We start from the raw sequence: 20100 nt of genomic DNA, 5'->3' as shown, positions 1-20100 counted from the left end.
ACGCCTTGGGAGATCAGGCGGCCTGGAGGTCGCCCGACAGTGCGAGGTCCGCTTCCTCGGACAATGTGCCGGCCATCGCGGCGGCGAATTTCTGCTGGTCGAGTTCACCTTCCCAGCGCGCCACGACGATGGTCGCCACCGCATTGCCAACGAAGTTGGTCAGCGCGCGGCATTCCGACATGAAGCGGTCGACACCGAGGATCAGCGCCATGCCGGCGACCGGAACCGTCGGCACCACCGAGAGCGTCGCCGCCAGCGTGATGAAGCCGGCGCCGGTGATGCCGGCGGCACCCTTGGAGCTCAGCATGGCGACGAGCAGCAGCAGGATCTGGTCGCCATAGGTGAGCGGCGTGTCGGTCGCCTGGGCAATGAACAGAGCAGCCAGCGTCATGTAGATGTTGGTGCCGTCGAGGTTGAAGGAATAGCCGGTCGGGATGACCAGGCCGACCACCGAACGGTTGCAGCCGGCGCGCTCCATCTTGGCCATCAGGCCGGGAAGAGCGGCTTCCGAGGACGAGGTGCCGAGCACGAGCAGCAGCTCTTCCTTGATGTAGCGGATCAAAGCGAGGATCGAGAAGCCGTTGTACCAAGCGACAGCGCCAAGGACGACCAGCACGAAGAGCAGCGACGTCAGGTAGAAAGTGCCGATCAGAAAGGCGAGGTTGGCGATGGCGCCGATGCCGTATTTGCCGACGGTGAAGGCCATGGCGCCGAAGGCGCCGATGGGGGCGGCCTTCATCAGGATGGCGACCAGGCGGAAGATCGGCGAGGTCAGCGCCTGCAGGAAATCGACGACCGGGCGGCCGCGCTCGCCGACCAGAGCGAGCGAAATGCCGAACAGCACCGAGAAGAACAGCACCTGCAGGATGTCGCCCTGCGCGAAGGCGCCGGTGATGGTGTCGGGGATGATGTTGAGGAGGAAGCCGACGATGGTCGTGTCATGCGCCTTCTCGGTGAAGGTCGCGACCTTCGTGGGATCGAGCGTTGCCGCATTGATGTGCATGCCGGCGCCCGGCTGGACGACGTTGGAAACGACCAGGCCGACAACCAGCGCCAGTGTCGAGAACACCAGGAAATAGATCATCGCCTTGCCGGCGACGCGGCCGACCTTTTTCAGGTCGGAGACGCCGGCAATGCCGGTCGTCACCGTCAGAAAGATGACCGGCGCGATCACCATCTTGACCAGTTTGATGAAGGCATCGCCAAGCGGCTTCAGCGAAGCACCGAGTTCGGGATAGAAATGACCGAGCAGGACGCCGGCGGCGATCGCCGTCAGAACCTGCACGTAGAGATGCCGGTAAAAGGGTACCTTGCCGCGCGGTTCGGCGGCAGCGAATGCTGGCTGCATGACGTCCTCCATGGCGCCCCGATCGAAAGCTCGACCTCCCGGGGCAAGTTTGTTTTGACCTCCAGCAGCCTCGCGACTGCTGAGCAGGTCATTGCAACTGCCGTGCCAGACTGAACGGCAAGCCTCCACCTTTGATTTTGTTGACTGTTTTTTGACATCGAGCCCGATGACGTCTGAGCGGAAGTGCGGACATCCGCATGAGCGAATTGTGCTTTGTGCGAAATCATGCACAAATAGGCGATGCTGCAACGTCCTGCCGCGGTCCTGTCGCCGACGCCCGAGCAACTCGGCAAACGTGCGCGCCGTGCCTGGCTGCTGTTTGCGACAATAGCGCTTGTGATCGTGGCGACGGCGCTCACCGGCGCCGGCCTTTATGCGCGCCGTGCCGAGGTCGCAACACTGGCGGCGCAAGGCCGCACCGACGCCAATCTGAAGGTTGCGCTGCTGCGCGCGGTGCTGGAAAGCCCGCGGGCGCTGCCGCTGCTTTTGTCGGAAGACCAGCAGGTGCACGACGCCCTGCAAAACAAGGGCGCAGTCGCGATCGACGTGCTCAACCGCAAACTCGAAGGGCTGGTCTCCGGCACCAAGGCTTCGGTGCTTTACGTCACCGGCGTCGACGGGTTCGCAATCGCTTCCAGCAACTGGCGCGAGGCAACCAGCTTCGTCGGCAACGACTATGGCTTCCGTGCCTATTTCTCCGGCGCCATGCAATCCGGAACCGCCGAGTATTTCGCCCTCGGCAACACCAGCAAGCGTCCCGGCCTCTACATTTCGCGGCGTGTCGGCAATGCGGCCGCACCGCTCGGCGTCGTCGTCGTCAAGATGGAGTTCGACCAGCTCGAGGCCGACTGGCACGAGGCCAACCGTCCGGCCTATGTCAGCGACGACCATGGCGTCGTGCTGATCACCAGCGTGCCGTCCTGGCGTTTCATGACCACCGCGCCGCTGGCCGGCCCCGTGGCTGCCGCCATCCGGAGCAGCCAGCAATTCGGCAACGCGCCGTTGATCCCGTTGCCGATCACGCGCCCCGAGGCATTGAGCCCTGACGTATCGATGGTCCATGCGATAACGCCGGGCGGCAGCGATGCCGAATATCTGAGGCTTTCGACACTGGTCCAATCGACGCCATGGCGGCTCGACTATCTCGTCCCGGCCGAGGCGCCGATCGCGGCCGCGGTGCGTGAAATGCGGCTCTTGGCACTGGGCGTGGTGGTGCCGCTGCTGGCGCTGGCCGGCTATCTCCTGTGGCGCCGGCAGTCGGCGCAGATGCGCATTGCGGCCGAACACGCAGCACGCATCGAGCTCGAACGCCGTGTCGTCGAGCGCACGCATGACCTCAGCCTCGCGCGCGACCGGCTGCAGGCCGAGATCACCGATCACCGCAGCACCGAGGCCAAGCTGCAGGTGATGCAGCAGGAGCTGGTGCAGGCCAACCGTCTGGCGACCCTCGGGCAGGTTGCCGCCGGCGTCGCGCATGAGATCAACCAGCCGGTGGCAACGATCCGCGCCTATGCCGACAATGCGCGTGTATTCCTGGAGCGCAAGCAAACCGCCTCGGCTGAAGAGAACCTTGGCGCGATTGCCGCGCTGACGGAGCGTATAGGCGGCATTACCGAGGAGTTGAAGGTCTTTGCCCGCAAGGGTCGCACGGCAGCCGAACCGGTCGAATTGCGCGGCGTCATCGAAGGCGCAGTGGTGCTGCTGCGAAGCCGCTTTGCCGGCCGGCTGGACGCGCTTGACATCACGCTGCCGCTGCCGACGCTCAAGGTGATGGGCAACCGGCTGCGGCTCGAACAGGTTCTGATCAACCTTTTCCAGAATGCGCTGGAGGCGCTGGATGGCCGCGACGACGCCAAGGTGCAGGTGTCGGCGGAGGAGACGGCGGACGGCGTGGCGCTTGCCGTCGCCGACAATGGACCAGGCATTTCGCCCGCTATCCTCAAATCCTTGTTCACGCCGTTCAACACGTCGAAGGAAAAGGGCCTCGGCCTCGGCCTCGTCATCTCGCAGGACATCGTCGCCGATTATGGCGGACGCATCGAGGTGGCGAGTGGCAGAGACGGCACGCGCTTCACCGTTCACCTCGCCAAGGCCCAATGATGGACACGGTCATCCTGATCGACGACGATAGCGAATTGTTGAGAGCCACGCGGCAGACGCTGGAACTGGCCGGTTTTTCGGTGTCGGCCTTTGCGACTGCCGCCGAGGCGCTGTCCGGGCTCGACACCAATTTTCCCGGCGTGGTGGTGTCCGACATCAGAATGCCGGGGATCGACGGCCTGCAGCTCTTCGACCGCGTCTTGCAGCTCGATCCTGATATCCCGGTGATCCTGGTTACCGGGCATGGCGACATCGCGGTTGCGGTCAAGGCGATCAAGGACGGCGCCTACGACTTCATCACCAAGCCTTTCGCCGCCGACCGGCTGGCGCAAAGTGTGGCGCGGGCGGCCGAAAAGCGCCGCCTGGTGATGGAGAACCGCCTCTTACGCGAAAATGCCGAGCAGGCGCAGGACGGGCTGCCGCTGATCGGCCAGACGCCGGCCATGGAGCGGCTGCGTCGGACGCTGCGGCAAATCGCCGACACCGATGTCGACGTGCTGGTGACCGGCGAGACCGGCTCCGGCAAGGAGGTGGTGGCCAGCCTGCTGCACCGCTGGAGCCGACGCGCCAAGGGCAATTTCGTGGCGCTGAATTGCGGCACGCTGCCGGATACGGTGATCGAGAGCGAACTGTTCGGCCACGAGGCCGGCGCCTTCACCGGTGCGCAGAAGAAGCGCATCGGCCGCATCGAGCATTCGAGCGGGGGGACTTTGTTCCTCGACGAAATCGAAAGCATGCCGGCTTCGACCCAGGTGCAGATGCTCAGGGTGCTGGAAATGCGCGAGGTGACGCCGCTCGGCACCAACGAAATCCGGCCGGTCGATCTGCGGGTCGTCGCCGCCGCCAAGGTCGACCTCGGCGATCCGGCCCAGCGCGGCGCCTTCCGCGAGGACCTCTATTACCGGCTCAACGTGGTGACGATCTCGATCCCGCCGCTGCGAGAACGCCGCGATGACGTGGCGCTTTTGTTCTTCTACTTCGCCGAGCGCGCCGCCGCCCGCTTCCGCCGTCAAATGCCGGCCGTGCCTGCTTCGGTGCACCGTTATCTCAGCCAGCATGACTGGCCGGGCAATGTGCGCGAACTCGCACATTTCGCCGAGCGTTTCGTGCTCGGGCTGGAGGAAGCGGCGCAAGCGCCGCCTTCCGCCGCGGTGGAGTCGGATGACGCCAGCTCGCTGCCGGAACGGCTGGAACGCTATGAGGCCGATGTGATCCGCGAGACACTTGGCCGCAATGACGGCGATGTCCGGCGAACGATCGAGGCGCTCGGCATCCCGCGCAAGACCTTCTACGACAAGCTGCAGCGGCACGGCATCGTGCGCAGCGATTTTTCGAGGTAAATCAGGGATGTGAACCATAGAGCGGTTTGCCGTTTCACCGAAACGGCGAACCGCTCTATCTCTTTGTTTCTGCGCAATTCCGGACGGAAAACCGCTCACACTTTTCCTAGAATTGCTTTAAAGCGTGGCGGATTTTGCGACCCTGCCCGAAAAAACCGTGGCAAGTCGGCATCAGAAGGTGTTGAACACCGCATCGGCCGCCTTCGGCAAGGCGCGATCCGGTTGCGCTCGGCAGATGTTGATGATTTGTTGCCGGTCAGCGGAGAATGAGTGATGCGAGAACCTGTCGGTCAAGATGAATATGGGTCGACGAATCCCTTCGATCCGGACGATCTGCCGAATTTGAACGCGATCGGCCCGGCCATGGGTGGTGGCAACGATTTCGAAAAATACGCCGTTGCCGTGATCATCGTGTTCGGCGCGCTGATCATTGGCGGGCTGATGGCTGCTTCCATGGCCTTCGGCCACCGCAACGGCTTCCTGTTCGCGCTTGGCGGCGCGACCGCAGCCTGGATATCGGGCAATGCACTGCTGCTCGACCGGCCGCGCATCTACGCGCTGTTCGTTGGCATCGCGGCGCTGATGCTGGTGGGGTCGACCCTCACACTCGTCTTACCCTGATCTAATACCCAAGAGCCTCGCCGGATGCGGCGCGGCTGTCGATGGCGCCGTTGTAGCGGGCGCCGCCGCCCTTCTCGATTTCCGCCAGGCTCTTGCCGCCGACCAGAATGCCGGCCGCCTGGCCCCATGTCTGCTTGGCGACATCGAGATGGTAGCCCATGCCGGCCAGCAGTTTTTCGGTGTCGGGCGACAGGCCGAACGGTTCGACCGAGATGGTGTCGGGCAGCCATTGGTGGTGGATGCGCGGCGCGTCGATCGCCTCCTGGATGTTCATGCCGTGGTCGATGACGTTGATAATCGCCTCCAGCGTGATGGTGATGATGCGCGACCCGCCGGGGCTGCCGATGACCATGAACGGCTTGCCGTCCTTGGCCACGATGGTCGGGCTCATCGATGACAGCGGCGTCTTCCTCGGCTGGATGGCGTTGGCCTCGCCCTGGACCAGACCATAGAGATTGGGCACGCCGGGCTTCTGGGTAAAATCGTCCATCTCGTTGTTGAGCAGGATGCCGGTGCCGTCGGCGACGACGCCGGCGCCGAACGAGCCGTTCAGCGTGTAGGTGACGGCGACCGCATTGCCGTCATTGTCGATGATCGAATAGTGCGTGGTCTCCTTCGACTCGCCAAAGCCCTTCGGCATCAGGTCCTGCGAGACGCCGGCGCGGAACGGATCGATCTTGGCTCGGATATCCTTGGCGTAGGCCTTGTCGAGCAGTTTCGAGACCGGATTGTCGACGAAATCGGGATCTCCGAGCGCCGAATTGCGGTCGACATAGGCGTATCGCATCGCCTCGACCATGACATGCACCGTCTCGGCCGAACCGGCGCCGAGATAGGACAGCGGATAGCCTTCCAGCACGTTGAGGATTTCGCAGATGATGACACCGCCGGAGCTTGGCGGCGGCGAGGATGTGATCTCGTAGCCACGATAGGTGCAGCTCACTGGCTTCAGTTCGCGCACCGCATATTGCTCGAAATCGGCCTTGGCCAGAATGCCGCCCTTGGCGCCGCTCGCCTTGACGATGGCATCGGCAATCGCGCCTTTGTAGAAGGCATCGGCGCCTTTCTCGGAGATCGCGACAAGCGATGTGGCGAGGTCCGGCTGCACCAGCCGCTCGCCGATGCCATAGGGCTTGCCATCTCTGAGGAAGATCGCGGCCGCGGCCGGGTCCTTGGCCAGACGGTCGGCGTTGGCAGCCAGCGTGGCGGCGTCGCCCTGATTGAAGATGAAACCGTCCTTGGCCAGCGCAATCGCCGGCGCCATCAGGTCTTGGCGCGACAGCGTGCCATACTTCTCGCGCGCCATCTCGAAGCCGGCGACGGAGCCGGGCACGCCGACAGCGAGGTAGCCGTCGAGGCTGGCGCCCTTCACCGGCTTGCCATCCTTGTCGAGATACATGGTCTTGGTCGCCGCCAGCGGAGCGCGCTCGCGAAAGTCGAGGAAAGTCGATTTGCCATCCTTGAAGCGGATGGTCATGAACCCGCCGCCGCCAATATTGCCGGCATCGGGATAGACGACAGCCAGCACATAGCCGACGGCGACCGCGGCATCCACAGCATTGCCGCCCTTCTTCAGCACCTCGACCCCGGCTTCCGATGCGAGATGCTGGGCGGTGACCACCATGCCGTGCTCACCCTTCACGGGTTGTGGCGAAGCGGCGAAGACGGCGGCGGATGGTGTGAACGCAAGCGCGAGTGAAAGGGTGACGCCAATCAGCGTCCGGCGGGTCAAGGGCATGGCGGTGCTCCTGGTGGCGGGTACGCCTAGGAAAGACCAGTCGGATGGATGAGTCCAATCAATAGTGACGGTCGGCGTTCCGTCACACCCCTCTCTGTCCTGCCGGACATCTCCCCCGCAAGGGGGGAGATTAGCAGCCTTGGCCACGGCGCTTTTCCTGCAAGATTGATAGTTGGCGAAAGCAGGAATCACGGCCGATCTCCCCCCTTGCGGGGGAGATGTCCGGCAGGACAGAGAGGGGTGCTCAAGCGCAAGCGATGGAGCGTCTAGACAATCCCACCAGAACCGCCCGCCACAGCCGGCCGTTCCGCCGCTACCTTCTCCCGGTATCCCGCCGCACGGTACGCCGCGACCGGATCGATGGCGCCCCCGGTCCTCAGCCGCGCCATGGCCAGGATCGGCTCGACATCGGTGCGGTAGGCCGCCTTCAGGGTCTGCGTCGCCATCAGCGCGTCATTGCCGTCCTGGAATCCTTCCAGCGCCTTGCGATCGACCAGCAGCGCCTGGGCGTAGGCGCGCTGCACCTCGACTGCCGACAGCATCAGGCTTTCGATCGGGTCCGTGACGTTGTGGCTCTGGTCGAGCATGTGGGCGGGGTCGAAGCCTTCGGCGCCCGAAAGCTCGGCATCGACCAGTTCATTGAAGACCAGGAACAGCCGGTAGGGGTCGATCGAGCCGGCGTCGAGATCGTCGTCACCATATTTGGAATCGTTGAAGTGGAAGCCGCCGAGTTTCTTGAACTGGATCAGCCGCGACACGATCATCTCGATGTTGACGTTGGGCGCATGGTGGCCGAGGTCGACGAGGCAGAAGGCCTTGTCGCCCAGCTCCTTGGCGATGAGGTAGTTTGTGCCCCAGTCCTGGACGACGGTGGAATAAAAGGCCGGCTCGTACATTTTGTGTTCGGTGAACAGCTTCCAGTCCGCCGGCAGCCCGGCATAGATCTCTTTCATGGCGTCGAGATAGCGCTCGAAGGCCTTGGCGAAATTGACCTGGCCGGGAAAATTCGAGCCGTCGCCGATCCACACGGTCAGCGCCCTGGAGCCAAGCGTCCTGCCGATCTCGATGCATTCGAGATTGTGCTCGACGGCCTGCCGGCGCGTGCCGGCATCGGCATGCGACAGCGAGCCGAATTTGTAGGACAGCGTCTGGTCTTTCGCGTCGGAGAAGGTGTTGGAATTCATGGCGTCGAAGCCGAGGCCAAAACGCGAGGCCGCCTGCTTCAGCCGGTTCGGATCGGCCTTGTCCCAAGGGATGTGCAAGGAGACGGTCGGCGTCGCCTGCGTCAGCTGGCTGATGACGGCGCAATCCTCGATCTTGTCGAAGATGTCGCGCGGCTCGCCGGCGCCTGGAAAGCGGGCAAAGCGGGTGCCGCCGGTGCCGACGCCCCAGGAGGGAATGGCAACGGCGAATTTTTCGACCTTGGCTCGGATAGCGTCGATGGCGATGCCGCGGCGATCGAGGCGTTCGCCGAGCGAGGCGTAGTCGCGTTCGAGGTCGGGTTTGCGAGCGGTGTTGTGACTGGCGACGAGGTCGGCGGAGATGATGGTTTCGGACAAACTGCTATTCCTCCCAAATGCGTTCCGTCAGCGCTGCCCCTCATCCGGCCCTTCGGGCCACCTTCTCCCCGTGAACGGGGAGAAGGAAGAAGGGCTAGCGCGTGAAGCTCTGCGCGTTGCCGGCGTCGACGTTGATGATGTTGCCAGTCGATTTGGCCGACATTTCGGAAGCGAAAAAATAGATCGCTTCGGCGATGTCTTCCGGGAAGACCGAGCGCTTCAGCATCGAGCGCGAGCGGTAGTGTTCTTCGAGATCGTCGGTCGACATCTTGTAGGCGGCGGCGCGCTGTTCCTTCCACTCGCCGGTCCAGATTTTCGAGCCGCGCAGCACCGCGTCGGGATTGACGACATTGACCCGGATCTGCGCTTCCGCGCCTTCGAGCGCCAGGCAGCGCGCAAGATGAATCTCGGCCGCCTTGGCGGTGCAGTAAGCGGCGGCGTTGGGCGATGCGGCCAACCCGTTCTTGGAAGCGACGAAGACGACATTGCCGCCGATCTTCTGGGCGCGGAACAGCCGGAAGGCTTCGCGCGAGACCAGGAAATAGCCGGTCGACAAGATATCCATATTCTTGTTCCACAGCGCCAGCGTCGTCTCCTCGATCGGCGCCGAGGAGGCGAGACCGGCATTGGACACCAGAATGTCGATGCCGCCGAACTCGACCGCTGTCTCGGCAAAGCCGGAGACGACCTGCTCTTCCGCGGTGACGTTGATCCGAACCGGCCGGACGAAGTCCTTGCCATAGGCTTTAGCCAGTTCCTCGCTGGCGCTGGCAAGTGCGGTCTCGTCGATATCGGCGAGCACCACGCAGGCGCCTTCGCGCAGCAGGCGGTTGGCCGTCGCGCGGCCGATGCCGCCGGCGCCGCCGGTGACCAGGGCGATCTGGCCGGCAAGCGATTTCGGCTTCGGCATGCGCTGCAGCTTCAAATCTTCGAGCAGCCAGTATTCGATGTCGAAGGCCTCCTGCGCCGGCAGGCCGACATAGGACGAGACGGTGGAGGCGCCGCGCATGACGTTGATGGCGTTGACATAGAACTCGCCGGAGATGCGCGCCGTCGCCTTGTCGCCGGCGAAGGTGAACATGCCGACGCCGGGCATCAAATAGACCACCGCATTGGGATCGCGGATGGCGGGCGAATCCGGATGTTTGCAGCCGTCGTAGTAGGCCTGATAGCCGACGCGATATTCGGCAATGTCGTCGGCGAGCCGCGCGATGACGGCGTCGACATCAGGCTTGGCCGGATCGAACTCGATCACCAGCGGCCGGATTTTTGTTCGCAGGAAGTGATCCGGGCATGAGGTGCCGAGCGCGGCCAGCGGGCGCAGATCCCTGGAGTTGACGAATTCGAGCACGGCGGCGGAATCGTCGAAATGGCCGAGCTTGTGGCTCTTCTCCGAAATCAGGCCGCGGATCCTCGGCATCAGTCTTGCCGCGATGGCGCGGCGCTCGGCGGCGTCGAGCGATTTCACCACTTCGCCGCCGAAAATGGCGAGACCCTCGGAGCGGCGCTCGAACCACTCGATCGCCTGGTTGATGACCGAGATCGTCGTTTCGTAGCATTCCTTGGGGCTGTCGCCCCAGGTGAACAGGCCGTGGCTTTCCAGGATGACGCCCTTGGCCTCGGGATGTTCGACGCAGAACTTTTCCAGCCACAGGCCGAGTTCGAAACCCGGCCGCTTCCAAGGCAGCCAGCCGATGGCGTCGCCGAAGATTTCTTTCGTCAGCGCCTTGGAATCCTTCGCGGCCGCAATGGCGATGATGGCATCGGGATGCATGTGGTCGACGAAAGGCTTCGGCACATAGGCATGCAGAGGTGTGTCGATCGAGGCCGCGCGCGGGTTGAGGTTGAAGGTGCAGTGAGGCAGATAGCCCACCATCTCGTCCTCGTGCGCGACGCCGCGATAAAGGCCTTTCAGCGCCCTGAGCTTATCCATGTAGAGGGTGGCGAAACCGTCGAGCTTGATCGAGGCGCTGTCGCCGCCGGAGCCCTTGACCCATAGCACTTCGACATCGGCGCCGGTGAGCGGATCCTTCTGCCGGATCTTCGACGAGGTGTTGCCGCCGCCATAGTTGGTGACGCGCTTGTCTGAACCCAGCGTGTTCGAACGATAGACCAGAAGCTCAGGCCCGCTCAGCCCCTTGGCCTTGGCGTCGTCCCAAAGGTTGGCGAGGCGCGAGCCGGAGCGCTTGTCGAGCATAGGTATCCTCCCTGGGACGCAAAAGGGTGCAGTCCATTTTGCCGGAAATGTCTACGCAAGCAGGCCACTTGTCAATCACAAACGATCAGAATCGATCATATTGCACTGCACAATGAAATTTTATGATCGGAAATGATTGACACTGGTTGTTTTCTAGTGCCTCATGACGATGCAGGGAGGAACCATGCACGAAAAAGAGCGCCACAGGATCATTCTGTCCGCCGTCCAGGAAAAACCTGTGGTGACGGTGCAGGAGATGGTCGATCTGACGGACTCCTCCGAGGCGACGATCCGGCGCGACATCGCGGCTCTCCACGTGCAAAAGCGCTTGCGCCGGGTGCGCGGCGGCGCCGAGGCGATCTCGCCGCCGCAATTCATCGGCCTCGCCGGCCGGCCCTTTTCGGTCAACGAAACGCTCAATGCGTCGCAGAAGCGGGCGATTGCACGGGAAGCGGTCGAGCTGTGCACAGACGGCGAGCCGATCATCATCAATGGCGGCACCACCACCTTCCAGATGGTGCATTTCCTGACCGGACGGCGCATGCCGATCTTCACCAATTCGTTCCCGATCGCCGAGCACCTGCTCAAGCACTCCAAGAACACCGTGATGCTGTCGGGCGGCACAATCTACCGCGAGCAGAACATCATCCTGTCGCCTTTCGACAATGACGTGACGCGCAATTTCTATGCGCGCCGCATGTTCATGGGGGCGCAGGGACTGGGGCCACTCGGCCTGATGGAAGGCGATCCGCTTTTGATCCAGGCGGAACAGAAACTGATCGACCAGGCCGACGAGCTGGTGGTGCTGGTCGATTCCTCGAAATTCCGCCAGCGCTCCAGCCTGATCCTGTGTGGTCTGAAGCGCATCGCCACCGTCATCACCGACGACGGCATCGAGGATCGCGAAGCCAACATGCTGGAGACCGCGGGCGTGACGCTGATCGTCGCCCGCAAATCGGCAAAGGAAGAATCTTCGCTGCAGGCCTGAGGGCCAACCTCACGCCCGCAGCGGTGATGGAATGCAACAACTCTAGGGAGGAACGTCAGATGAGCTTTTTGAAGAAATTGATGGTCACAGCGGCATTCTCGGCCGCCATGTTCGTGAATGCCGCCTATGCCGAAAACGTCAAGATCGCGCTGGTGGTGAAGTCGCTCGGCAACGGCTTCTTCGACGCCGCCAACAAGGGCGCCGAAGAGGCGGCCAAGGAACTCGGCGATGTCGACATCATCTACACCGGCCCGACCAAGGCGACCGCTGAAGCGCAGATTGAAGTGGTCAATTCGCTGATCGCGCAGAAGGTCAACGCCATCGCCATTTCGGCCAATGACGCCGATGCGCTGGTGCCGGTACTGAAGAAGGCCATGGAGCGCGGCATCACCGTCATCTCATGGGATTCGGGGGTTGCCAAGGAAGGCCGCCAGTTGCACCTCAACCCGTCCGACACCGGGCTGATCGGCGAGACCATCATCAAGCTTGCCGCCGACTATCTGCCGGAAGGCGGCGAAGTCGCCATCCTGTCGGCTTCGTCGACCGCGACCAACCAGAACGCCTGGATCGACGCGGCCAAGAAAATCTTGCCGGAGAAGTTCCCCAAGATCAAACTCGTCGCCACCGTCTATGGCGATGACGATTCGGCCAAGAGCACCGACGAAGCCAAGGGCCTGCTGAAGTCCTATCCGAACCTCAAGGCGATCATCGCGCCGACCACCGTCGGCGTCGTTGCCGCCGCCCAGGTCGTCACCGATGCAAACCTGATCGGCAAGGTCAATGTCACCGGTCTGGCGCTGCCGTCCGAGTTCAAGAAGTTCATCGACAATGGTTCCAGCCAGGCGGTTGCGCTGTGGAACCCGATCGACCTCGGTTACTCCGCCGTCTACCTCGCCCATGATTTGGCGGTGAAGAAGGAAGAGGCCAAGCCCGGCGCCACACTGTCGATCGGCCGCGTCGGCAAGGTCACGCTCGACGATACGAACTCGGCTGCAATGGCTCCGCCCTTCCAGTTCGACAAGACCAACATCGAGAAGTTCTCCAAGATCTATTGATCCGGAGCGCCAGTACCCTCCCCCTTGTGGGGAGGGTCGGCGAGGCGGTCTTGCGAAGCAAAACCGGCGAGACGGGGTGGGGGTGGCGACATCTCCATGTGCCAGGACCTTGATATGCTAGTAGACCCCCACCCCGCTCACGTTGTTCGCGACCCTCCCCACAAGGGGGAGGGTAAAGTGGCCCCGCGCCTGACGCTGTCGGGCGTCTCCAAAAGCTTTCCCGGTGTGCGCGCGCTGCACAATGTCAGCCTGTCGCTCTACCCCGGGGAGGTGACCGCGCTGATCGGCGAGAACGGCGCCGGCAAGTCGACGCTGGTCAAGATCATGACCGGCATCTACCAGCCGGATGCAGGCACGATCAGCATCGACGGCCAACCGGTGACCTTGCCCAGCGCGCATGCCGCCTTCGGCCATGGCGTCACCGCCATCCATCAGGAAACCGTGCTGTTCGACGATCTCAGCGTCGCCGAAAACATTTTTCTCGGCCATGCCCCGCGCACACGGTTCGGCACCATCGACTGGAGCACGATGCGAAAGAACGCGCGCGAAGTGCTCGACACCATGCATGCCGGCCATATCGACGCCGATGCTCGGCTGAAAGACCTCGGCATCGCCAACAAGCATCTCGTCGCCGTGGCGCGCGCCATGTCGATCGACGCGCAGATCGTCATCATGGACGAGCCGACCGCCGCCCTTTCGATGAAGGAGATCGAGGAGCTCTTTCTGCTCATCGAATTCCTCAAGGAGGAAGGCAAGGCGATCCTGTTCATCAGCCACAAGTTCGACGAGATTTATCGGATCGCCGACCGCTACACGGTGTTTCGCGATGGCGAGATGGTCGGCGAAGGGCTGATCAAGGATGCCGGCCAGAGCCAGATCGTACGCATGATGGTCGGCCGCTCGGTCGACCACATCTTCCCGCAACGCAAGGCCGAGATCGGCGCGCCGGTGCTGTCGGTCTCCGGTCTGTCGCATCCGACCGAGTTCAACGATGTCGGCTTCGAGCTGCACAAGGGCGAGATCCTCGGCTTCTACGGCTTGGTCGGCGCCGGGCGCAGCGAGGTGATGCAAGCGATCTCGGGCATTACCCGCACGAGCGCCGGCACGATCACTTTGGAAGGCAAGACGATCGCGCCGAAATCGGCAGCGGATTCGATCGACGCCGGCATCGTCTACGTGCCGGAAGAGCGTGGCAAGCAAGGCGTGGTGATCGGCCTGCCGATCTTCCAGAATGTCTCGCTGCCTTCGCTCAAGCGCACCTCCAAATCCGGCCTGCTGCGGCTGGCGGAAGAGTTTTCGCTCGCCCGCTCCTACACCGAGCGGCTCGACCTCAGGGCCTCCTCGCTCAGCCAGGATGTCGGCACGCTGTCGGGCGGCAACCAGCAGAAAATCGTCATCGCCAAATGGCTGGCGACCGCACCAAAAGTGATCATCCTGGACGAGCCGACCAAAGGCATCGATATCGGCTCCAAGGCCGCCGTGCACGGCTTCATGGCCGAGCTCGTGGCGCAAGGCCTGTCGGTGATCATGGTGTCGTCGGAACTGCCGGAGATTCTCGGCATGTCCGACCGCGTCGTCGTTATGCGCGAAGGCCTGGTCGCCGCGGTCTACGACAATAAAGACCTCGACGCCGAAACGCTGGTCCGGACGGCAGCGGGGATCGCGGTATGAAGGCTCTCCTGAAATACCGCGAAATCTGGCTGGCGGCGGCCATCATCGTTTTGATCGCTCTCATCTCGACGCGCTTCCCGGCCTTCGCCGATCCCGGCAATCTCGGCCAGGTGTTCAACGACACCTCGATCCTGATGATCCTGGCGCTGGGCCAGATGGTGGTCATCCTGACGCGCTCGATCGACCTGTCGATGGCCTCCAACCTCTGCTTCACCGGCATGGTGGTGGCGATGCTGAACGCCGCGCATCCGGAAATCCCGATCCCGCTGTTGATCGTCATCGCACTGCTGGTCGGGCTGGTGCTCGGCGCCATCAACGGGCTGCTGGTCTGGCGGCTGAACATCCCTTCGATCGTGGTGACGCTCGGCACGCTCACCATCTATCGCGGCGCGACTTTCGTTTTGTCCGGGGGCGCCTGGGTCAATGCCGACAAGATGAGCCCTGACTTCATCGGCTTCCAGCGCGCGGCCTTCCTCGGCATACCGGTTCTGTCGTGGATCGCCATTCTGGTCATCGCCCTGTTCTTCGTCGTGATGACACGCACGGCACTTGGCCGCTCGATCTATGCCATCGGCGTCAATCCGACGGCGTCGGTCTATGCCGGCATCGATGTCGGCCGCACCAAGTTCATCGTCTTCTGCATCTCCGGCATGATCGGTGGCCTCGCCGGCTATCTCTGGATCTCGCGCTATGTCATCGCCTCGGTCGAGGTCGCCAATGGCTACGAGCTCAACATCATCGCCGCCTGTGTCATCGGCGGCATCTCGATCGCCGGCGGCATCGGCTCGGTCGGCGGCGCGGTGCTCGGCGCACTGTTCCTCGGCATCATCTCCAATGCGCTGCCGGTCATCAACATCTCGCCCTTCTGGCAGATGGCGATCTCGGGCAGCGCCATCATCCTGGCCGTCGTGCTCAACGCGCGCGGCGAACGCCAGCAAGGCCGCATCATCCTCAGAAAAGCGGAGGCGGCATGAGCGACGTTCCGGCACCGCGCCACATCCCCGACCGGCTCGACAAGCCGCTCTCCTCGGCAATCTTTTCCTGGGAAGCGCTGCTGGTCGTGGTGGCGGTCGCGATCTTCGCCATCAACAGTTTCGCTTCGCCCTATTTCCTCGACGCCTATTCGCTGTCGGACCTGACCTTCAATTTCACCGAGAAGGGCCTGATCGCCTTCGCCATGGCGCTGCTGATCATTTCCGGCGAGATCGACCTTTCGGTCGCGGCAATCATTGCGCTCGCCTCGACCATGATGGGCATGGCGGTGCAGGCCGGCGCCGACACGCCCGTGCTGGTGGCGATCGGCATCGTCGTCGGGCTCGGCTGCGGCGCCTTCAATGGGCTGTTGGTGACGAGGCTCGGCCTGCCCTCCATCGTCGTCACCATCGGCACGATGAGCCTGTTTCGCGGCATCGCCTTCATCATCCTCGGCGACCAGGCCTACAAGGGTTACCCCGAGAGTTTCGCTTTCTTCGGACAGGGCTATGTCTGGTGGGTGGTGTCGTTCGAGCTGGTGCTCTTCCTCATAGCGGCCGTCGCCTACTGGTTCCTGCTGCATCGCACGAGTTTCGGCCGCCGCGTCTTCGCCATCGGCAACAATCCGGTGGCAGCACAATTTTCCGGCGTGCGCGTCGGCCGCATCAAATTCATCCTGTTTTGCCTGACCGGGCTGATGGCCGGCATCGCCTCGGTGCTGATCACCTCGCGCCTCGGTTCGACGCGGCCGTCGATCGCGCAGGGCTATGAGCTCGAAGTCATCACCATGGTGGTGCTCGGCGGGGTCTCGATCCTGGGCGGCTCCGGCAGCATTTTGGGCGTCGTGCTCGCCGCCTTCATCATGGGCCTGGTGACCTTCGGGCTCGGCCTGCTCAACGTGCCCGGCATCGTCATGTCGATCTTCATCGGCCTGCTGTTGATCGTCGTCATCGCGCTGCCGATCGTCTGGCGGCGACTGCGTGGTGGACGCTGATGCCTGAGAAATACGCCTTCAGGATGCAGCTCAAACCCGGGATGAAGGCCGAGTACAAAAAACGCCACGACGAGATCTGGCCGTCGCTCGTCGCGCTGCTGAGAGAGGCCGGCGTCTCCGACTATTCGATCCATCTCGATGAAGAGACCAACATCCTGTTCGGCGTGCTGTGGCGCCGTGACGATCATTCCATGGCCGACCTGCCGAAGCATCCGGTGATGAAACGCTGGTGGGCCCATATGGCCGACATCATGGAGACGAAGCCGGACAACGAGCCGGTGGCCATCCCCTTGGAAACCGTGTTCCATATGGCATGAGCGAACTTCGCCATATCGCCGTCATCGATATCGGCAAGACCAACGCCAAGGTGGCGCTGGTCGACCTCACGACGCTGAGCGAAGTCGCGCTGCGCCGCATGGCCAATGCACCGGTGCGGCAGCCACCCTACCCGCATCACGATGTCGAGGCGCTGTGGACATTCATCCTCAACAGCCTCGCCAGCCTCAACCGCGAACAGCACATAGACGCGATTTCGATCACCACTCATGGCGCGACCGGCGCGCTGGTCGACGCCGCGGGCGAATTGGTGCTGCCGGTGCTCGACTATGAGTTCGACGGACCCGACAGGCTGGCTTCGGAGTATGACGCGCTCCGTCCGCCCTTCACCGAAACCGGCACGCCGCGCCTGCCGCTCGGCCTCAATCTCGGTGCGCAGTTCTTTTGGCAGCAAAAGCGTTTTCCCGCCGAATTCGCCAAGGCCGCCGCGATGCTGATGTACCCGCAATACTGGGCCTTGCGCCTGACGGGCGTCGCTGCGAACGAAGTGACCTCGCTTGGCTGCCACACCGATCTGTGGGACCCATGGAAGGCCGATTTTTCCTCGATGGTCGACAGCCTGAAATGGCGCAGGCTGATGGCGCCGGTGCGGCCGGCCAGGGACCGCCTCGGCGCGATCCTGCTGGAGATCGCTAAACGGACCGGGCTCAATCCACAGACGCAGGTGTTCTGCGGCCTGCACGATTCGAATGCCTCGCTGCTGCCGCATCTCCTGTCCGACGCGCCGCCCTTCTCGGTGGTCTCGACCGGCACCTGGGTGGTATCGATGGCGGTCGGCGGCAGAGAGATTGCGCTCGATGCGGCGCGCGACACGCTGGTCAATGTCAGCGCGCTGGGCGCTCCCGTGCCCTCGGCCCGCTTCATGGGCGGGCGTGAATTTTCCCTGCTGACCAAGGACAAGCCGCAGGATTGCAGCGGCAGCGATGTGCTCGCGGTTCTGACCAAAAAGATGCTGCTGTTGCCGTCGACGCAGCAAGGATCGGGGCCGTTCCCGCACCATGCCGCGGCATGGCTTGGCGCCGACGGCATCAGCAAGGGAGAGCGCTTTGCCGCCATCTCGTTCTATCTGGCGCTGATGACGGCGACCTGCCTTGAGCTGATCGGCGCCGACGGGCCGACCACCGTGGAGGGACCATTTGCCCGCAACCGCCTCTTCGTCGGCATGCTGGCCGCAGCGACCGGGCGAACCATCATCGCCTCCGAGGCGGCCACAGGCACCAGCATCGGCGCAGCACTGCTGGCATCTCAGGAGAAGCCGATGCACGGCAAAGGCGAGCGGATAGAACCGCAGCCCGACCCGATCTGGGCGGCCTATGTCAGCGCCTGGCGCGCGGCCGTCGACGCGCGGAGCTGATCAGAGGATCCGCTTGCCGAAGGCCGACATGACGAAGTTGACGGCGTCGGTGGCGATCCTGGGCTCCAGATCGGCAGTCAGTCCGGAAACGTCCATCGACAGCAACCCGCCCGAAAGTGCTACCGCCTCCATCGCCTGGTGCGTCTCGCGCACCGTCAGTCCGCCGGAGCCTGCCGCCCATCCGGCGAATTCGGTGGCCGTCGGCGAATAGCTGACATGAAAGCCTTGCGTGCCCGACGAGGCGATGCGGATCGCCTCATGCATGAGGTCGCGCATGCCCATGGCGTCGATGTCGGTCATGGTGAAGGCCGAGACGCGCGAATCCTTCAGCACCCGCGCTTCGGCCGGATCGGCATGGCGCAGTCCGATGATGACGACATTTTCCGGCGACAGCTGCGGCTGCAGCGCGCCGGCCTTGTGATCGAGACCGAGCGTGCGCGCCAGTACCGAGGCTTCCGGCAATTCGCTCCCGTCCTCGTCCTCGGGCATCAGAGCGGCGATGGAATCGATCCAGATCAGGCCAAAGGAATGCGTCGCGCGTGCCGTTGCGGTCAGCGCCCTGTGGGCAATGCTGCGATCGGCGCCGGCAGCGAGCCGGATGAGCCCCGAAGGCGGCCGTTCGATGTCGGCCAGTTCCACCACATCGAAATTCATCCCCTCCAGCCGCGCGCCGGTGCCTTCGCGGGCGAGAATGCCGGCGGCTTCCCGTTCGGCCGAGATCGACACCATCTTGCGGCCGGAGAAGTCGGCGACGTCATGCATCGGCGCCTTCTCGACATATTCCGAAGTCATCGCGAGCAGCATGGCGCCGTAGTTCATGCGGAAGGCAACGCGGTCACCGACGGCGGGTCGCGGGTCGGCATCCTGCACATCGAGCAGCAGATGGTCGCTGGAGGCGCCGAGCACACGCACCCCGTTGGCGATCGGCGTCAGCCCTTCGACCAGCACGTCTTCGCGGCCGATATTGGCAATGGCGCGCAGCCGGTCGCCCTCATCGGGGAAGACTGGCTGGTTGCCGAAGGCGTCGTAGCCGGATTCGCCTATGGGACGCGATGGCTTGAGCTTGACCTCGATAATGTCGCTGGTCAGCCGGCAGGCATCGGGTTCGAGTTCCGGCCACGGCACATCGCGGAAGGTCTCGATGCCGCCTTGCAGGATCGCTTCGCCCACGCGCAGATTGTTGATGCCGGTTGGCAGCTTGCCTTCGAGCAGCAGCGTCAGCGACGACGAGGCGCCGCCGGAAATGAAGTCGAGGCTTTTGCCGGACAGACGCTCGGTCTTGTAGGCATGGGCGACGAGCTGGCCGAGATTTTCCGGCGTCGGCATGATGGCGCCGAAACAGCCGAGATTGGTGCCGATGCCGGCGATGCGTACCCCCTTGAACGCCAGGATCTGCTCGACGGTCGGGATCAGGTCGCTCGGCCAGATGCCTTCGCGGAGATCGCCGAGGTCGATCATCAGCATGATGTCGTGGACGCGGCCCATGCGCTCGGCGATGCGCGATATTTCGCGGATGGTGGTCAGCTCCGATTGCAGGCTGATGTCGACGGTGCGCACCACTTCCTCGACGCGCGCCATGGGTGGGCTGCGCAGCAGCATGATCGGCGCATTGATGCCGCTGTCGCGCAGCCGGCGGATGTTTTCGAAGCGCGATTCGGCAATGCCTGAAACGCCGCCGCGCAGCATCGCGCGCGCCACTTGCGGCATGCCGCAGGTGCCCTTGGTGACGCCGAACACCTTGATGCCTGCGAGCTTACAGCGTTCGACGATGGTGCGGGCGTTGCGCTCGATGCGGCCAAGGTCGATGGCGACTTGCGGTCCCGACAT

At 63.5% G+C, this 20100-nt stretch carries 15 protein-coding genes; 10 read left to right on the top strand and 5 right to left on the bottom strand.

What is annotated here, in order from left to right; translation table 11 throughout:
- Positions 1–13 precede the first annotated feature (13 nt).
- Positions 14–1348, bottom strand: a complete 1335-nt coding sequence (locus AC1DYJ_RS02295; protein WP_477279607.1) for a dicarboxylate/amino acid:cation symporter — start codon at positions 1346–1348, stop codon at positions 14–16.
- A 240-nt stretch (positions 1349–1588) separates the two neighbouring features.
- On the opposite strand from AC1DYJ_RS02295, the gene AC1DYJ_RS02290 reads away from it, so the two are divergent.
- The 3 genes from AC1DYJ_RS02290 (at position 1589) to AC1DYJ_RS02280 (ending at position 5409) form a co-directional block, all read left to right on the top strand.
- Complete coding sequence (locus tag AC1DYJ_RS02290) at positions 1589–3448, top strand: sensor histidine kinase (protein ID WP_477279605.1); 1860 nt, start codon at positions 1589–1591, stop codon at positions 3446–3448.
- On the top strand, positions 3448–4788 hold the full coding sequence (locus tag AC1DYJ_RS02285) for a sigma-54-dependent transcriptional regulator (RefSeq protein WP_477279603.1): 1341 nt from the start codon (positions 3448–3450) through the stop codon (positions 4786–4788). Before AC1DYJ_RS02290 ends, AC1DYJ_RS02285 begins: the two co-directional genes overlap by 1 nt.
- Positions 4789–5061: 273 nt before the next feature.
- Positions 5062–5409: a hypothetical protein gene (locus tag AC1DYJ_RS02280; protein WP_477279601.1), complete on the top strand. Its 348-nt coding sequence runs from the start codon at positions 5062–5064 to the stop codon at positions 5407–5409.
- Between the two features lies 1 nt (position 5410).
- Here the strand turns inward: AC1DYJ_RS02280 and ggt are convergent, their stop codons facing one another.
- The 3 genes from ggt to AC1DYJ_RS02265 form a co-directional block, all read right to left on the bottom strand.
- On the bottom strand, positions 5411–7147 hold the full coding sequence (gene ggt, locus AC1DYJ_RS02275; protein WP_477279599.1) for a gamma-glutamyltransferase: 1737 nt from the start codon (positions 7145–7147) through the stop codon (positions 5411–5413).
- 266 nt (positions 7148–7413) lie between these two features.
- Positions 7414–8706: an L-rhamnose catabolism isomerase gene (gene rhaI, locus AC1DYJ_RS02270; protein ID WP_477279597.1), complete on the bottom strand. Its 1293-nt coding sequence runs from the start codon at positions 8704–8706 to the stop codon at positions 7414–7416.
- A gap of 94 nt (positions 8707–8800) precedes the next feature.
- Positions 8801–10903 (bottom strand): bifunctional rhamnulose-1-phosphate aldolase/short-chain dehydrogenase, encoded by a 2103-nt coding sequence (locus AC1DYJ_RS02265; RefSeq protein WP_477279595.1) that lies wholly within the window; start codon positions 10901–10903, stop codon positions 8801–8803.
- Positions 10904–11087: 184 nt separating this feature from the next.
- Here AC1DYJ_RS02265 and AC1DYJ_RS02260 point away from each other — a divergent pair, with 184 nt between their 5' ends.
- The 7 genes from AC1DYJ_RS02260 to AC1DYJ_RS02230 all read left to right on the top strand — a co-directional run bounded on the left by AC1DYJ_RS02260 (position 11088) and on the right by AC1DYJ_RS02230 (position 18273).
- On the top strand, positions 11088–11891 hold the full coding sequence (locus AC1DYJ_RS02260) for a DeoR/GlpR family DNA-binding transcription regulator (protein WP_192258893.1): 804 nt from the start codon (positions 11088–11090) through the stop codon (positions 11889–11891).
- Between the two features lie 59 nt (positions 11892–11950).
- Positions 11951–12946 carry a rhamnose ABC transporter substrate-binding protein gene (gene rhaS, locus AC1DYJ_RS02255; RefSeq protein WP_454578380.1) on the top strand — a complete coding sequence of 332 codons (996 nt, stop codon included), beginning with the start codon at positions 11951–11953 and terminating at the stop codon, positions 12944–12946.
- A 114-nt stretch (positions 12947–13060) separates the two neighbouring features.
- Positions 13061–14617 (top strand): sugar ABC transporter ATP-binding protein, encoded by a 1557-nt coding sequence (locus tag AC1DYJ_RS02250; protein WP_477279591.1) that lies wholly within the window; start codon positions 13061–13063, stop codon positions 14615–14617.
- On the top strand, positions 14614–15591 hold the full coding sequence (locus tag AC1DYJ_RS02245) for an ABC transporter permease (protein ID WP_477279589.1): 978 nt from the start codon (positions 14614–14616) through the stop codon (positions 15589–15591). Before AC1DYJ_RS02250 ends, AC1DYJ_RS02245 begins: the two co-directional genes overlap by 4 nt.
- The gene (locus AC1DYJ_RS02240; RefSeq protein WP_477279588.1) at positions 15588–16583 is read left to right on the top strand and encodes an ABC transporter permease; all 996 of its coding nucleotides are present in this window, start codon (positions 15588–15590) and stop codon (positions 16581–16583) included. Before AC1DYJ_RS02245 ends, AC1DYJ_RS02240 begins: the two co-directional genes overlap by 4 nt.
- On the top strand, positions 16583–16900 hold the full coding sequence (rhaM, locus tag AC1DYJ_RS02235; RefSeq protein ID WP_477279586.1) for an L-rhamnose mutarotase: 318 nt from the start codon (positions 16583–16585) through the stop codon (positions 16898–16900). The genes AC1DYJ_RS02240 and rhaM overlap by 1 nt, the downstream gene beginning before the upstream one ends.
- Positions 16897–18273: an FGGY-family carbohydrate kinase gene (locus AC1DYJ_RS02230; RefSeq protein ID WP_477279584.1), complete on the top strand. Its 1377-nt coding sequence runs from the start codon at positions 16897–16899 to the stop codon at positions 18271–18273. Before rhaM ends, AC1DYJ_RS02230 begins: the two co-directional genes overlap by 4 nt.
- Here the strand turns inward: AC1DYJ_RS02230 and AC1DYJ_RS02225 are convergent, their stop codons facing one another.
- Positions 18274–20100: an alanine racemase gene (locus AC1DYJ_RS02225; RefSeq protein ID WP_477279583.1), complete on the bottom strand. Its 1827-nt coding sequence runs from the start codon at positions 20098–20100 to the stop codon at positions 18274–18276.

Source organism: Mesorhizobium sp. P2_B11 (assembly GCF_056404855.1).
The sequence above is the reverse complement of the archived record's forward strand: the minus strand, read 5'-3'. Positions and strand labels throughout refer to the sequence as shown.